This window comes from Pantoea sp. EABMAA-21 (assembly GCF_030053335.1).
Taxonomy (GTDB): Bacteria; Pseudomonadota; Gammaproteobacteria; order Enterobacterales; family Enterobacteriaceae; genus Pantoea; species Pantoea communis.
Genome location: NZ_JASGBX010000005.1, coordinates 14,303 through 28,305, shown reverse-complemented (window position 1 = coordinate 28,305; position 14,003 = coordinate 14,303). Strand labels below are relative to the sequence as shown.

Annotated in this window: 16 protein-coding genes; 4 read left to right on the top strand and 12 right to left on the bottom strand. The window is 54.7% G+C overall.

The genetic code is table 11. The features are described from left to right. Positions 1-13: 13 nt before the first annotated feature. The 4 genes from QMZ65_RS08990 to tatE all read left to right on the top strand — a co-directional run bounded on the left by QMZ65_RS08990 (position 14) and on the right by tatE (position 2,925). Positions 14-901 carry an ABC transporter substrate-binding protein gene (locus QMZ65_RS08990; RefSeq protein WP_283215865.1) on the top strand — a complete coding sequence of 296 codons (888 nt, stop codon included), beginning with the start codon at positions 14-16 and terminating at the stop codon, positions 899-901. After that, entirely contained in the window at positions 898-1,848 is a 951-nt protein-coding gene (locus tag QMZ65_RS08985; protein WP_058960807.1) for an amino acid ABC transporter permease, read from the top strand. Before QMZ65_RS08990 ends, QMZ65_RS08985 begins: the two co-directional genes overlap by 4 nt. Next, positions 1,845-2,615, top strand: a complete 771-nt coding sequence (locus QMZ65_RS08980; protein WP_160832616.1) for an amino acid ABC transporter ATP-binding protein — start codon at positions 1,845-1,847, stop codon at positions 2,613-2,615. The genes QMZ65_RS08985 and QMZ65_RS08980 overlap by 4 nt, the downstream gene beginning before the upstream one ends. 106 nt (positions 2,616-2,721) lie before the next feature. Beyond that, positions 2,722-2,925: a twin-arginine translocase subunit TatE gene (gene tatE, locus QMZ65_RS08975; RefSeq protein WP_034829040.1), complete on the top strand. Its 204-nt coding sequence runs from the start codon at positions 2,722-2,724 to the stop codon at positions 2,923-2,925. A 132-nt stretch (positions 2,926-3,057) separates the two neighbouring features. Here the strand turns inward: tatE and lipA are convergent, their stop codons facing one another. The 12 genes from lipA to lptE all read right to left on the bottom strand — a co-directional run bounded on the left by lipA (position 3,058) and on the right by lptE (position 13,995). After that, entirely contained in the window at positions 3,058-4,023 is a 966-nt protein-coding gene (lipA, locus tag QMZ65_RS08970) for a lipoyl synthase (protein ID WP_034829042.1), read from the bottom strand. Positions 4,024-4,199: 176 nt separating this feature from the next. After that, positions 4,200-4,850 (bottom strand): lipoyl(octanoyl) transferase LipB, encoded by a 651-nt coding sequence (gene lipB / locus QMZ65_RS08965; protein ID WP_283215864.1) that lies wholly within the window; start codon positions 4,848-4,850, stop codon positions 4,200-4,202. A gap of 69 nt (positions 4,851-4,919) precedes the next feature. Further along, positions 4,920-5,183, bottom strand: a complete 264-nt coding sequence (ybeD, locus tag QMZ65_RS08960) for a DUF493 family protein YbeD (RefSeq protein WP_034829045.1) — start codon at positions 5,181-5,183, stop codon at positions 4,920-4,922. A 159-nt stretch (positions 5,184-5,342) separates the two neighbouring features. Further along, positions 5,343-6,554 (bottom strand): D-alanyl-D-alanine carboxypeptidase DacA, encoded by a 1,212-nt coding sequence (dacA, locus tag QMZ65_RS08955; RefSeq protein ID WP_034829047.1) that lies wholly within the window; start codon positions 6,552-6,554, stop codon positions 5,343-5,345. A gap of 122 nt (positions 6,555-6,676) precedes the next feature. Beyond that, positions 6,677-7,777, bottom strand: coding sequence for an endolytic peptidoglycan transglycosylase RlpA (gene rlpA, locus QMZ65_RS08950; RefSeq protein WP_283215863.1), 1,101 nt, complete (start codon positions 7,775-7,777; stop codon positions 6,677-6,679). 10 nt (positions 7,778-7,787) lie between these two features. Next, complete coding sequence (gene mrdB / locus QMZ65_RS08945; RefSeq protein ID WP_097117589.1) at positions 7,788-8,900, bottom strand: peptidoglycan glycosyltransferase MrdB; 1,113 nt, start codon at positions 8,898-8,900, stop codon at positions 7,788-7,790. 8 nt (positions 8,901-8,908) lie between these two features. Continuing rightward, entirely contained in the window at positions 8,909-10,813 is a 1,905-nt protein-coding gene (gene mrdA / locus QMZ65_RS08940) for a peptidoglycan DD-transpeptidase MrdA (protein ID WP_034829051.1), read from the bottom strand. Between the two features lie 34 nt (positions 10,814-10,847). Continuing rightward, complete coding sequence (rlmH, locus tag QMZ65_RS08935) at positions 10,848-11,318, bottom strand: 23S rRNA (pseudouridine(1915)-N(3))-methyltransferase RlmH (protein WP_211728090.1); 471 nt, start codon at positions 11,316-11,318, stop codon at positions 10,848-10,850. Between the two features lie 3 nt (positions 11,319-11,321). Continuing rightward, positions 11,322-11,639 (bottom strand): ribosome silencing factor, encoded by a 318-nt coding sequence (rsfS, locus tag QMZ65_RS08930; protein WP_034829055.1) that lies wholly within the window; start codon positions 11,637-11,639, stop codon positions 11,322-11,324. A 91-nt stretch (positions 11,640-11,730) separates the two neighbouring features. Continuing rightward, the gene (gene nadD, locus QMZ65_RS08925) at positions 11,731-12,375 is read right to left on the bottom strand and encodes a nicotinate-nucleotide adenylyltransferase (protein ID WP_097117437.1); all 645 of its coding nucleotides are present in this window, start codon (positions 12,373-12,375) and stop codon (positions 11,731-11,733) included. Then, the gene (holA, locus tag QMZ65_RS08920; protein ID WP_283215862.1) at positions 12,368-13,399 is read right to left on the bottom strand and encodes a DNA polymerase III subunit delta; all 1,032 of its coding nucleotides are present in this window, start codon (positions 13,397-13,399) and stop codon (positions 12,368-12,370) included. The genes nadD and holA overlap by 8 nt, the downstream gene beginning before the upstream one ends. Continuing rightward, positions 13,396-13,995 carry an LPS assembly lipoprotein LptE gene (gene lptE, locus QMZ65_RS08915; RefSeq protein ID WP_211728092.1) on the bottom strand — a complete coding sequence of 200 codons (600 nt, stop codon included), beginning with the start codon at positions 13,993-13,995 and terminating at the stop codon, positions 13,396-13,398. The genes holA and lptE overlap by 4 nt, the downstream gene beginning before the upstream one ends. Positions 13,996-14,003 lie beyond the last annotated feature (8 nt).

Here is a 14,003-nt window from a genome sequence, read left to right as displayed (position 1 = left end):
GGGGAACTGGCTCATGAATAAACTTACAACAGCAATAACGTTGGCGCTGGGGCTGACAGTCAGCGCAGTGCAGGCAGCGGAAACTATCCCAACGCAGAAAGTTGATCAGGCGCTGCATGACCGCTTGCCAGCAGAGATTAAAAGCGCTGGAAAAATGATTTCGGTAAACAACGGATCGTTTCCTCCTTATGAGATCGTGAACGGTCCACATTCGATGGACGGCGCCTCAGCCGACCTGACGAATGCTTTGGCTCAATTGCTGGGTGTGAAAATTGAACATGCCACAGTCAGCGGTTTGTCGGGTGTTTTAACTGGCATTAATTCGGGCCGTTATCAGATGGCGATTGGGCCGATTGGCGACTATCCCGATCGTCAGCAGAAAGTCGACTTCATAGATTTTGTGCAGGAGTTCGTGGTGTTCGGCGTGCAGAAGGGCAATCCAGCGAAAATTAACGGTCTGGAAGACACCTGCGGCAAGCGTATTGCTGTGATGGCAGCCGGTTCAGCTGAGCAGGTGATTCGTAAGCAGTCGGACGCTTGCGTTGCCGCGGGCAAACCTGCGGTGGTGGTGCAATCTTTCACCGATCAGCCTTCATCGATTCTGGCAGTACGATCTAAGCGTTCTGATGCATTCTTCTCTTCACAGGCACCGCTGACCTACTTTATCGAGCAAGCCAATGGCCAGCTGGAGCTTTCCGGTAAAGGGCAGAAAAACGGCTTTGGCGACATTTTCCAGGGCACGGTGGTGCCAAAAGGTTCCGAACTGGGCAACGTAGTACTCGACGCCTATAAAGAGCTGTTCGCCAACGGCACCTACGCGGCGATCATGAAGAAGTGGAAACTCGACGGCAATATCTTGCAGCAGCCGGGTCGTAATCTGGCGCAGGGGACAGCAAAATGAATCCGGTCACCCACAATACGCGAGCCAGGGATAAGGCCAACGTGCAGCAGCGCGATGTCGCTTTCGCCCGCAGTGCGCCCACTTATGGACGCTGGATCTCATGGATTGTGGTACTGGTGGTCGCGGCCAACTTTCTCTGGCTGGTGGCGACCAATCCCAATTTTGAATGGAAAGTGGTGTTGCAGTGGTTCACCGAAGGTTCGGTGATGAAAGGGCTGCAGGTGACGCTCGGGCTGACGGTAGTCTCGATGATCCTCGGTACGCTGCTGGGGCTGCTGCTGGCGGTATGGCGTCTTTCGGAAAATAAACTGCTGAGCGGCATCTCGTCGCTTTACATCTGGTTTTTCCGGGGTACGCCGCTGCTGGTGCAACTGATCTTTTGGTACAACCTGTCGACGCTGTTTCCGAACATTTCGATTACCGTACCCTGGACGGATATTACCTTCGCCAGTTGGAATACCAACGATCTGATTACGCCGCTGACCGCTGCGTTTGCCGGACTGGCACTGAATGAAGCGGCGTATATGGCGGAGATCATTCGCGCCGGGCTGTTGTCTGTGGATCAGGGGCAGGTGGAAACCACTCAGGCGTTTGGCATGAGCCGCAGCCGTGCATTGCGCCGCATTATCATTCCTCAGGCGATGCGATCCATTATTCCTCCCACCGGCAATCAGCTGATCAGTATGATTAAAGCGACCTCGCTGGTCAGCGTAATAGCCATGGGCGATCTGCTTTACTCGGTGCAGGCCGTTTATAACCGCACCTTTGAAATTATCCCGATGCTGATGGTGGCCGTGATTTGGTATCTGCTGATCACATCGATCCTGAATATTGGGCAGTCAGCAATTGAACGCTACTACGCACGCGGCACCAAACGTACCGTGGTGAATAAACGCCGGACAGACACGGCTGTCGCAGCCACACATCAGCTGAAGGAGGATGTATGAGTGAGATTCAGCCGCTGGTCTCTGCGCGCAATGTCCAGAAGAGTTATGGCGATAACGAGGTATTGAAAGGGATCGATCTGGATGTGTTTCCAGGTGAAGTGGTGGTGATTCTCGGGCCATCGGGATCGGGCAAATCGACCTTCCTGCGCTGTATAAACCATCTGGAAGATATGAACGCCGGCTCCATCATGGTGGGTGAAGAGCAGATTGGCTACGAATTGAAGCGTGGGATTCTGCATCGCCTGTCGGCACGGCGGATTGCTCACCAGCGTCAGAAGATCGGCATGGTGTTTCAGCAATTCAACCTCTATCCACACATGACCGTGCTGCAGAACATTATTGAAGCGCCCATTGGTGTGCATAAGTTTCCCCGCCATGAAGCGTTGCAGCATGCGCGCGAACTGCTGACAACGGTGGGATTGAGTGACAAAGCCGATGCCTGGCCACGCCATCTTTCCGGCGGCCAGCAGCAGCGTGTGGCGATTGCTCGTGCGTTAGCCATCAAACCGGCGTTGATGCTGTTTGATGAGCCGACTTCCGCGCTGGACCCCGAACTCGTGGGAGAGGTGCTGGCGACGATGCGCACGCTGGCCGATCGTGGTCTGACCATGATCGTGGTGACACATGAGATTGGCTTTGCACGTGAGGCGGCGGATCGGGTGGTATTTATGGATGGCGGCGTGGTGGTGGAGCAGGGAACACCGGAGCAGGTGATCGGTAATCCACAGCACCCGCGTACGCAGGCCTTTTTGAGCCGCTTTATTTAATGTTGCGCGGGTGTTGATCGTAATCTGTTACAGATTCCAGTTGTGACAGCTGATAAACTGCGCGTTAATGGTTATGTCTGTTTTCGCTAGGGTTGAAAGGTAAAGTATGGAAGGTTTCAGCATTGCCAAACTGCTGATCATCGGTGCACTTATTGTACTGCTGTTTGGTACCAACAAGTTACGTTCACTGGGTGGTGATCTGGGTTCCGCCATTAAAGGCTTCAAGAAAGCCATGAAAGACGATGAATCCACCGCAACCAAAAGCACCGCTGAAGAAGCGCCGGCTGAACGCGTGAGCCACAAAGAGTAATCCGACTTCAAACGTCAATAAGTGTAAATATTTATGACGTTGATAAAAAAACCAGACTGCTTCCAGTCTGGTTTTTGTTTTTTGGCACGGGTGAAAAAAGCCTGGCTGCGGGCGTCACACCCGCAGAACCGATTATTTCACTTCCAGCCCTTTGGCCTGCATATCCGCATGATAAGAAGAACGGACGAATGGGCCACAGGCCGCGTGGGTGAAGCCCATCGCCATGGCTTCCTCTTTCATCTCATCAAACTCTGCCGGGCTCACATAGCGCTGTACCGGCAGGTGGTGGCGGCTTGGCTGTAAATACTGGCCGAGTGTGAGCATGGTGACACCATGACGACGCAGGTCACGCATCACTTCTACGATTTCCGCATTGGTTTCACCCAATCCGACCATCAGGCCAGACTTGGTTGGCACATCAGGATGCGCTTCTTTGAAACGCTCCAGCAGCTTCAGCGACCAGTCGTAGTTGGCGCCAGGGCGTACCTGACGGTAAACGCGTGGCACGTTTTCCATGTTGTGGTTGAACACATCTGGCGGCGTGGCGGTGAGGATTTCCAGAGCACGATCCATACGACCACGGAAGTCAGGCACCAGCGTTTCAATTTTGATGTTAGGGCTTTTTTCGCGAATGGCAGTGATGCAATCGGCAAAGTGCTGAGCCCCGCCGTCGCGAAGATCGTCGCGGTCAACCGAGGTGATCACCACATAACGCAGCGCCATATCGGCAATAGTTTGTGCCAGTTTCAGCGGTTCGTTGGCGTCAGGCATATTTGGACGGCCGTGGGCGACGTCGCAGAATGGGCAACGACGCGTACAAATCGCACCGAGGATCATAAAGGTGGCGGTGCCGTGGTTAAAACATTCAGCGAGGTTAGGGCAGGAGGCCTCTTCACACACCGAGTGCAGACCATTTTTGCGCATGGCGGCTTTGATACCCTGAATGCGGCTGGAATCCGCAGGCAGTTTGATCTTCATCCACTCCGGCTTACGCAGAATCTCTTCACGCTCGACCATCACGGTTTTCACCGGAATCAGCGCCATTTTGTCGGCATCGCGATACTTGACGCCACGTTCCATCTGAATTGGTTTACTCATAAATCTGCAGGTTCCGGTCGGGATTGCGATTTGAAAGCTTCCTCACTCAAACTGAGAACCAGGCTTTCAACTTTATTTGAAAATATGGCAAAAATTATATCATTTCGTCTGCGCATAAGCAGCCGATATGCGAGTGCTAAAGTTACAATTTTGTAAATGAGCACAGACAGTCAAGGTCAGACCCTGGCATCATTTTGCCATTCAAGCTGGGTGAAACCCATTAAGCGGGCGAAATGTTTTACCAAACGGGGTTGTACGTCGGCGGTTGTGACCCCAGGCTGCTTTTCACTTAACTGCGTCATGCGCATGCCGGCATAACCGCAGGGATTGATGCGCAGGAAGGGCGCCAGATCCATCGCCACATTTAATGCCAAGCCGTGGAAGGAGCACCCTTTGCGAATGCGAAGGCCTAATGAGCACACTTTGTCATCGCCGATATAAACGCCGGGTGCGTCGGCACGTGCGCGCGCAGCGATACCATAATCCGCCAGGGTGGCGATCACGGTTTCCTCCAGCGCAGTGACCAGCTCTCTGACACCGATTTTGTGACGTTTAATATCAATCAACACGTACATCACCTGTTGCCCAGGCCCGTGATACGTCACCTGGCCGCCACGATCGCTCTGCACAACCGGAATATCGCCCGGCATCAGCAGATGTTCGGCTTTGCCTGCCTGGCCCTGGGTAAACACCGGATGATGTTCCACCAGCCAGATTTCATCGGCAGTGCTGCTGTCACGTTGATCGGTAAACTGATGCATCGCATCGGAGATAGGTTGCCAGTCGCGCTGGCCCAGTTGACGAACAAGAAGCGTGTTAGCTGACAAAGCGGAGATCCGGTAGAGAGTGAAGGGCTGAGTATAACGCTGGCAAAGCCGCCTTTGCCAGCGCGGGTATTACAGGACCATGCGCACGATATCGATGTTACCCAGTTCTTCGTACAGGGTTTCTACCTGTTCGATATGCGTTGCGGTGATGGTGATGGAAACCGAATGGTAGTTACCTTTGCTGCTCGGTTTCACTGCCGGGGTATAGTCGCCGGGGGCGTGGCGCTGCACCACTTCAACCACTTGATCAACCAGCTCCGGTTGCGCCAGACCCATTACTTTATAGGTGAAGGGGGTAGGGAATTCGAGCAGTTCATTCAGTTTGGTTTTCATGTTGGCTCCGGTGCTTAAAATTGAGAAGAGAAGCCCGAAGGCCGCCCCTACAACAGGTGATGCATAAAAATCGATAAGGGAGGCTTTCCAGCCTCCCCTATACGTTTGAAACGGGGATTTCTAATTATATGGTATCAGACAGACGATTTTTCAAGCGTCTTAGCCAAACCAGTGATGGAACATCAGTTTGATGTAATCAATGATACGGCTGAAGAAGCCGCCTTCCTGCACTTCGTTCAGCACCACCAGCGGACGCTGTTCAATGGTTTTGCCATCCAGCTGGAAGTTGATGCTACCCACCACCTGGTTTTTCTGCAGCGGTGCATGCAGTTCGGTATTGGTCAGTACATAGCTGGCTTTCAGGTCTTTCATACGGCCGCGTGGAATGGTCAGGTAGGCATCTTTTTCAACGCCTAACTGGACACGATCGCTGTTACCAAACCAAACCGGCTCAGAGGCGAACTCTTTGCCTGCTTTCAGAGGTGCGACGGTCTCGAAGAAACGGAAGCCCCAGGTCAGCAGCTTTTTACTTTCGGTTTCGCGACCTTTATAAGTGTGACCGCCCATGACGGCAGAGATCAGACGCATCTGGCCTTCTGTGGCAGAAGCCACCAGGTTGTAACCTGCCGCATCAGTGTGACCGGTTTTGATGCCGTCAACGTTCAGGCTGGTATCCCACAGTAAACCATTGCGGTTCATCTGTTTGATATTGTTGAAGGTGAACTCTTTTTCACGGTAGACCGAGTATTCGTCCGGCACATCACGAATCAATGCCTGGCCGATCAGCGCCATATCACGCGCCGAGCTGTACTGGCCTTCAGCATCCAGGCCGTGCACGGTCTGGAAGTGGGTGTTTTTCAGACCTAACGCGCCAACATAATTGTTCATCAGGCTAACAAACGCATCCTGGCTGCCGGCAACGTAATCGGCCATCGCTACACAGGCATCATTCCCTGACTGCAACACGATACCGCGCGTCAGTTGAGAAACCGGTACGCGATCGCCTGGCTTCAGGAACATCAGTGACGAGCCTTTGAACACCGGGTTACCGGTTGCCCAGGCGTCTTTACCGACGGTGACGATATCATCGTTATGGATTTTGCCTGCTTTGACCGCCTGACCAATCACATAGCTGGTCATCATTTTGGTCAGACTGGCGGGATCGCGACGCGCATCGGCGTTCTTTTCGGCCAGGACTTTACCTGAGTTGGCATCGATCAGCACATAAGCTTCAGCATCGATTTCCGGGACGCCCGGGATCATCGTCTTAAGGTTAACATCGTCCGCAAAGGCGGCATGGCTGAGAGAAAGGGCGACCAGTGATCCCACTGTCAGGCGTTTCAGAAAACGAGAGGGTTTCAGCGTATTCATGTTAAGGACTACAACATCCGTGGGCTAAGAGTGAAAAAAGTGCCTTACTATAGCAAACGCCCGATCGAGCGACATCTTGCTTTGCAAATCAGTTTCAGCAGTAAAGGTAACTGCCCGTAACATTACGGACGGGCAGTTGTAATAAATGAGCTCATTTGTGCTTCAGTGGTCAGGCGCTGTTGTAACGCAGCGGCTTCCGCCCGGCTGCTGTAGCCGCCGAGTTGAATACGATAAACGTTGCCATTGGCTTCCACATTGCCGGGGACGCCAAAACGTTTACCCAGGCTGGTCGCCAGTTGACGGGCGCGCGCCGCATCATTGACCGCACCGACCTGAACGACATAACCACCGGCGGTATGCGTACTCTGAGGTGCAGCGCTGGCTGGAGCAGAAACCGATGCCGCGACAGGCGCAGCGGATGTTGCCTGCACAGGCGTGGCGGCCGGTTCACTGCCTTCCAGTACACCGTTTGCTAAAGGCTGAGGCGCGCCGAGGAAACCGCTGCTCTGCACCGGGGCACCGAGTCCACCGTTACTCTGCAGGGTGCTGTTATCGACTGCGCGAACATCCTGTGGCGCAGGTGCAGGCGTGGTATTGGCGCTGCCATCCATCATCACCATGCCACCGTTAAGATCCGGGCGCGCGGGCAGGGCGTAGCTCTGCTTCGCCACTGTGGTGCCAATGGTGCCGGGGCCGGAAACAGAACCATCCGGTGCGACTTTGATGTAATCCACGCGAACACGGGAATTATTCGAGATATTCAAACGGTCGCCTGCCGCGCGAGACAGGTCAATGATGCGGCCGGGGGTATACGGGCCACGGTCATTAACACGCACCACGATCTGGCGACCATTGGCGAGGTTAGTGACGCGCACATAGCTTGGCAGTGGCAGAGTAGGGTGTGCCGCAGTTAAGGCGTCTGGATCGTAAGCTTCGCCGATCGCTGTGCGATTACCTTGTGCTTCTGCACCGTACCAGGTGGCCAACCCAACTTCGCTGAAGTTCGAAGGATCCTTGATTACGCGATAATTTTTACCATTAACGCTGTAATCCTGGCTGGTAGAAGGATTGATCGGTTCATAGCGCGGTTCAACGCCTGGGATTTCCACCACCGGGCCATTATAGGCCGGCTGCGGTGGCGCAGTATTATTCTGCTGTTCCGGTGCGGAACAGGCAGCCAGTACCAATGATGCCAGTGCAACCCCAAGCCAATCCTTACGCATGTGCAGCCTCTTAAACGCTTTTAGATAACATTTTTCGATGAGTATGGATCGACATCACGATGCCAAATCCGGCCATTAATACAATCAACGCCGACCCGCCGTAGCTCACCAGCGGCAGCGGAACACCGACCACGGGTAAGATACCACTTACCATACCAATGTTAACGAAAACATAGACGAATAAAATCAACATCAAACCACCGGCCATCACGCGACCAAAGGTGGTTTGCGCGCGCGCCGCAATAATCAGGCCGCGCAAAATCAGCAGCAGATACAGTACCAGTAACACTAATACGCCGACCAGGCCGAGTTCCTCTGCTAGTACCGCAAAGATAAAGTCGGTGTGACGTTCAGGCAAAAACTCCAGCTGTGACTGGGTGCCATGCAGCCAGCCTTTGCCACGTAAACCACCGGATCCAATCGCAATCTTGGACTGAATAATGTGATAACCGGCACCGAGCGGGTCACTCTCTGGATCGAGCAGCATCATCACACGGTCGCGCTGATAGTCATGCATCAGGAAGAACCACAGTACCGGAATAAAGGCCGCCACCAGCAGCACCGCCAGGGCAATCAGCTTCCAGCTCATGCCCGACAGGAACAGCACAAACAGGCCGGACGCGGCGATCAGAATCGAGGTGCCGAGGTCAGGCTGTGCCGCCACTAACAGCGTCGGCATGAAGATCAACACCAGCGCAATGCCGGTATTTTTCAGCGTCGGTGGGCAGACATCGCGGTTAATAAAGCGCGCCACCATCAGCGGCACCGCTATTTTGGCGATTTCCGAGGGCTGGAAACGCACAAAGCCAAGATCGAGCCAGCGCTGAGCCCCTTTACTGATATGGCCAAAGGCATCCACCGCCACCAGTAATATCACGCAGACAATATAGAGATAGGGCGCCCAACTTTCATACACGCGCGGCGGCACTTGCGCCATGACCAGCATGATAATGATACCCATGGCAATCTGACCGAGCTTACGCTCCATCATGCCAGGATCCTGACCGCTGGCGCTCCAGATGACGATGGCGCTGTAAGCCAGTAGCGCAAGGATGATCAGCATAAACAGGGGATCGATATGGATACGCGTCCAGATCGATCTTTTCTGCGGGCTATCGTTCATGGACATCTTTATTCACCTTCGTAGCCAGGCGGCGTCGGTGCGGCTTCAGGCAGCACGGTATTGTTGTCGCCTAGCATTATGTGGTCGAGAATCTGACGCATCACCGTACCCACTGCCGGGCCGGCACCGCCGTTCTCCAGAATCATGGTTACGGCAACGCGCGGTTTGTCGTAAGGCGCGAAAGCCGTCATCAGTTTATGGTCACGCAGGCGTTCAGCAATTTTGTGCGCGTTATAGGTCTCGTTCTCTTTCAGACCGAATACCTGCGCAGTACCGGATTTCGCGGCGATTTTGTAAGGCGCATCGGCAAAACTTTTGTGCGCCGTCCCGTTCGCGCGGTTGGCCACGCCGTACATGCCATCTTTGGCGATTTCCCAATATCCCGAGTGGATGTCGCCAATCGGCGCATCCGGCGGCTGGCGATACGGCACCATGGCCTGACCTTCACGGGTGGCGCGCAGCAAATGCGGCACTTTGATAATGCCGTCATTGATCAGAATCATCATGGCTTTGTTCATCTGCACCGGCGTTGCAGTCCAGTAACCCTGACCAATGCCCACCGGAATGGTGTCACCCTGATACCACGGCTTCTTAAAGCGCTTCAGCTTCCACTCACGCGTTGGCATGTTGCCGGGACTTTCCTGCGGCAAATCAATACCGGTGCGATGGCCATAGCCAAATTTGGTCATCCACTCTGACAGGCGATCAATGCCCATGTCGTAGGCGACCTGATAGAAGAAGGTATCGGCAGACTCTTCCAGCGACTTGGTGACGTTAAGACGGCCGTGTCCCCATTTTTTCCAGTCGCGATAGCGTTTTTCCGAACCGGGCAACTGCCACCAGCCGGGGTCAAACAGGCTGGTATTGCGGTTAATCACCCCTGCACTCAGCGCAGAAACGGCAACATAAGGTTTCACCGTTGAAGCTGGCGGGTAGGATGCCTGTAACGCGCGGTTATACAGCGGACGGTTCTCATCGCTCAGCAGGGCTTTGTAATCCTTGCTGGAGATGCCATCGACAAACAGATTAGGGTCGTAGCTCGGTGTGGACACCAGCGCCAGAATTTCACCGGTGCGTGGATCGCTGACCACCACGGCGGCACGGCTGCCGGTCAACAGGGTTTCGATGTACTGCTGCAGTTTCAGGTCAACGGTCAGATAGATATCGCGACCGGCCTGAGGGGATTGCTCGTGCAACTGGCGGATCACCCGGCCGCGGTTGTTCACTTCAACCTCTTCGTAGCCGGTTTTGCCATGCAGCACATCTTCGTAATAGTTCTCGATGCCCAACTTGCCGATATCATGCGTCGCGGCATAGTTAGGCCATTTACCTTCATCATCGAGGCGCTTAACGTCGCGGTCGTTAATTTTAGAGACGTAGCCCACTACATGCGTCAGCGTCTGACCGTAGGGATAATAGCGGCGCTGATAACCTTTCACTTCCACACCGGGGAAGCGGTACTGATTGACGGCAAAGCGCGCCACCTGCACTTCGTTGAGTGCGGTTTTTACCGGAATGGAGGTGAAACGACGTGAGCGCTTACGCTCTTTTTCAAAGGCGTCGAGATCGTCGTCCGTCAGATCCAGCACCGGGCGCAGATCCTGCAGCGTCTGCTTCAGGTCATCGACTTTTTCGGGTACCAGTTCAGCCTGGTAAATGGTGCGGTTCAGCGCCAGCGGGACGCCGTTGCGATCAAAGATGATGCCGCGGCTGGGCGCAACGGGCACCAGCTTGATGCGGTTCTCATTGGAACGGGTGCTGTAATCGTCAAAACGCAAAATTTGCAGATGATAGAGGTTGACCACCAGCACGCTGGAGAGCAGGAAAATGCCAACAAAAGCCACCAAAGCCCGGCGGACAAAGAGTTTCTGTTCGGCAGTGTAATCGCGAAAGGCGTTGCTCTGTAATTTCATCCGCTGCGTTTATTGTCTGGAGGTTGTCAGGCGTTTATTCACGGTGATAAGGATGATTCGTGGTGATGCTCCAGGCACGATACAGGCTTTCAGCGACCAGCACACGCACCAGCGGATGTGGCAACGTCAACGTGGACAGCGACCAGGTCTGCTCGGCAGCGGCTTTACAGGCCGGCGCCAGTCCTTCCGGGCCGCCAATCAACAAGCTGACATCGCGGCCATCTTGTTTCCAGCGCTCAAGCTGTTGCGCCAGCTGTGGGGTTTCCCACGGCTGCCCTGGAATATCCAGCGTGACGATGCGGTTGCCTTTGCCGACGGCCGCTAACATCGCTTCACCCTCTTTTTCCAGGATGCGCTTGATGTCCGCATTCTTGCCGCGTTTACCCGCAGGCACTTCGGTCAGTTCAAACGGCATATCCTTGGGGAAGCGGCGCAGATACTCCATGAAACCGGTCTGAACCCAGTCAGGCATTTTGGTGCCGACGGCCACAAGCTGCAGTTTCAAGGCTTAGCTCCAGAGCTTTTCCAGCTCATACAGCTGGCGGCTCTCTTCCTGCATCACGTGTACGATCACTTCGCCAAGATCAACGACGACCCAATCAGCGGCAGCCTTACCATCGACGCCCAGCGGTTTTAAACCCGCAGCACGGGATTCCTGAATCACGTGATCGGCGATCGAAACCACATGACGCGTCGACGTGCCGGTGCAGATGATCATGCAATCGGTGATGCTAGATTTGCCCTGAACATCAACAGCAATGATGTCCTGGCCTTTAATATCGTCAATCTTATCAATAACGAAATCTTGGAGTGCTTTACCTTGCAAAAGGTTCCCCTTAAAAACAGGTGATTACGAGAAGGCTGAATGCCCGGAAAACATAGCCTAAAATGAAGCGGCGCAGTATAGCACGCAACGATCAACCGCGATATAAGCCAGCGCGATCGATGTAGTCGATAACCGCATCGGGCAGCAGATCGGTGCAGGATTGCCCCAGGTGACGACGCTGGCGTATTTCCGTGGCGGAGATGTCAAACAGCGGCGTATCAGCCAGCCAGATATGGCCTGCCGGTGCTTGATGCAACTGTTCTGCGTGCTGTGCACGATGCGCATCCAGCCACTGCTGCATCTCAGGCGTTTCCATCTGCGTTGCATAGCCCGGTCGCTGGCACACCAACAGATGGCACAGAGAGAGGAGATCCTGCCAGCGATGCCATTTGGCTAACGTTAGCAGAGAATCTTGTCCGATGATAAACCCGAGGGGCTGTTCTGCACCGCGTTCCGCACGGAGTGCTTCAAGGGTTGCCACCGTCCATGACGGCGTATCCCGCTCCAACTCTCGCGTATCAATATCAAACAGGGGGCGGGTCGCAATGGCACAGCGCAGCATTTCCACGCGTTGCCGGGCACTGGCTTCGGGCTGTGGGCGATGCGGTGGCACGTTATTCGGCAGCAGCGTGACCTTTTTCAACCCCACCTGTTGCGCCAGCGCTTCCACCGGGCGCAGATGGCCAAAGTGGATAGGGTCGAAGGTGCCGCCGAACAGCGCGTAGAGTTTAGACATCAGTGAAGCTCAGGGGAAAATCGCGGTGACACAGCAGCAGCGACAAGGTCTCCAGCTGCGGCCAAAGATTTTGACCATAATCCTGCTTCATGGTCAGCTCCAGTTCGGCGAGCAGATGAACGGCGCGTTGCAGACGACGTGCATCAAGGCGTTGCAGCGCATCGGTAAACAGTGCGCGACGGTTTTGCCAGATGCGCTGTTGATCCATTAGCGCGCGCAGGCCCTGTTTACCCTGATTGCGCTGCAAATGCAGCAGCGTCAGTAAATCACGTTGCAGAGAACGCAGTAAAATCACCCCTTCAGCATCCTCTTTTTCCAGCTGATGCAGGATATGCAGGGCGCGCTTACTTTTGCCCGCCAGCAGGGCATCCACCCAGTGGAAAGGGGTAAAATGCGCAGCGTCATTTACCGCGTCTTCCACGCGGGGCAGAGTGAGTTTGCCATCCGGCCACAGCAGTGACAGACGTTCCAGCGCCTGCGCCAGCGCCAGCAGATTACCTTCGTAGCAGTAGCACAGCAGTTGAATCGCCGCGTCATCAACACTCAACTTCATGGCTTTGGCACGGCTCGCGACCCAGCGCGGCAACTGCGCTTGTTCGGGCGTCTGGCAGGGAACCAGCACGGCATGAGCGCTGAGCGCTTTAAACCAGGCGCTGTTTTCCTGCGCTTTGGTCAGTTTTGCCATGCGCAGCACCAGCAGGATATCGCTGTGCAGCAGGCTGGCGAGTTTAACCAGTTGCTCGGCCATCGCTGCATTGGCACCGTTTTCTGGCAGTTGCAGCGTTAAGGTCTGGCGTTGAGTGAACAGGCTGAGTGCCTGACAGCTGGAAAAGATCGCATCCCAGTCGGTTTGCGCATCAAGAGTGACACTGAAGTGTTCTTCAAAGCCTTGAGAAGATGAGGCCGCGCGAATGGCATCGGCACTTTCCTGAATCAGCAACGGTTCATTGCCGGTCAGAAAATAACAGGCGCGCAGCCCCTCACGAAGCTGCGCGCTCAGTTGTTCAGGATAAATCCTGATCATTGCAGACTGGTTGCTGACGAAGAGGGCACTTCTGGTGAATTCTCACCTGGTGCGATGATCTCCGGCTGTGGCAACGTGTCTTTGTTGCTTTCCTGCGCGGCATGAACCGTTAACAGTTTACGCACCAGCTGCTCGGCGGCACGCTGGCGCATCTCCTGCACGATCATGTCTTGCTCGGCATCCTTCGCCAGTGCGGCATTCGGGTTGTCGAAGAAAGAACGGTACACGGTGGTGCTGATCGGGTAGATGCCTTTGCCCGGGATCAGAACCTGCGCGGTCACTGTCATCACCAGTGAATACTCAGCAGTGGTACCGCTGATAAACACTGACGCGGTATCACGTCCCTGCACTTCTGCGCCTAAGCGCAGAGTCGGGTATTTGGCACTGGCCTGTTTGCTGTCATTAACAATGGTGACATCATTGATACGCAGCTGTTGGCGCACGGTGCGCGCCATTGGGCCATACGGATCGCCACTCTGGACGATCAGCGTTTTCATCTCGTTAGGCACCATGGTGGTGCCACGCGGGTGAAAACCACAGCCTGCGGTGATCATCACCGCGAGCAGGACAAACAGCCTGATAATCAGTTGTCGCACAGTTCCTC

What these genes read in the sequence shown, in the direction of transcription:
- QMZ65_RS08990 (WP_283215865.1), top strand. Translation starts at nt 14, where the DNA reads ATGAATAAACTTACAACAGCAATAACGTTGGCGCTGGGGCTGACAGTC.
- QMZ65_RS08985 (WP_058960807.1), top strand. Translation starts at nt 898, where the DNA reads ATGAATCCGGTCACCCACAATACGCGAGCCAGGGATAAGGCCAACGTG.
- QMZ65_RS08980 (WP_160832616.1), top strand. Translation starts at nt 1,845, where the DNA reads ATGAGTGAGATTCAGCCGCTGGTCTCTGCGCGCAATGTCCAGAAGAGT.
- tatE (WP_034829040.1), top strand. Translation starts at nt 2,722, where the DNA reads ATGGAAGGTTTCAGCATTGCCAAACTGCTGATCATCGGTGCACTTATT.
- lipA (WP_034829042.1), bottom strand. Translation starts at nt 4,023, where the DNA reads ATGAGTAAACCAATTCAGATGGAACGTGGCGTCAAGTATCGCGATGCC.
- ybeD (WP_034829045.1), bottom strand. Translation starts at nt 5,183, where the DNA reads ATGAAAACCAAACTGAATGAACTGCTCGAATTCCCTACCCCCTTCACC.
- dacA (WP_034829047.1), bottom strand. Translation starts at nt 6,554, where the DNA reads ATGAATACGCTGAAACCCTCTCGTTTTCTGAAACGCCTGACAGTGGGA.
- rlpA (WP_283215863.1), bottom strand. Translation starts at nt 7,777, where the DNA reads ATGCGTAAGGATTGGCTTGGGGTTGCACTGGCATCATTGGTACTGGCT.
- mrdB (WP_097117589.1), bottom strand. Translation starts at nt 8,900, where the DNA reads ATGAACGATAGCCCGCAGAAAAGATCGATCTGGACGCGTATCCATATC.
- mrdA (WP_034829051.1), bottom strand. Translation starts at nt 10,813, where the DNA reads ATGAAATTACAGAGCAACGCCTTTCGCGATTACACTGCCGAACAGAAA.
- nadD (WP_097117437.1), bottom strand. Translation starts at nt 12,375, where the DNA reads ATGTCTAAACTCTACGCGCTGTTCGGCGGCACCTTCGACCCTATCCAC.
- holA (WP_283215862.1), bottom strand. Translation starts at nt 13,399, where the DNA reads ATGATCAGGATTTATCCTGAACAACTGAGCGCGCAGCTTCGTGAGGGG.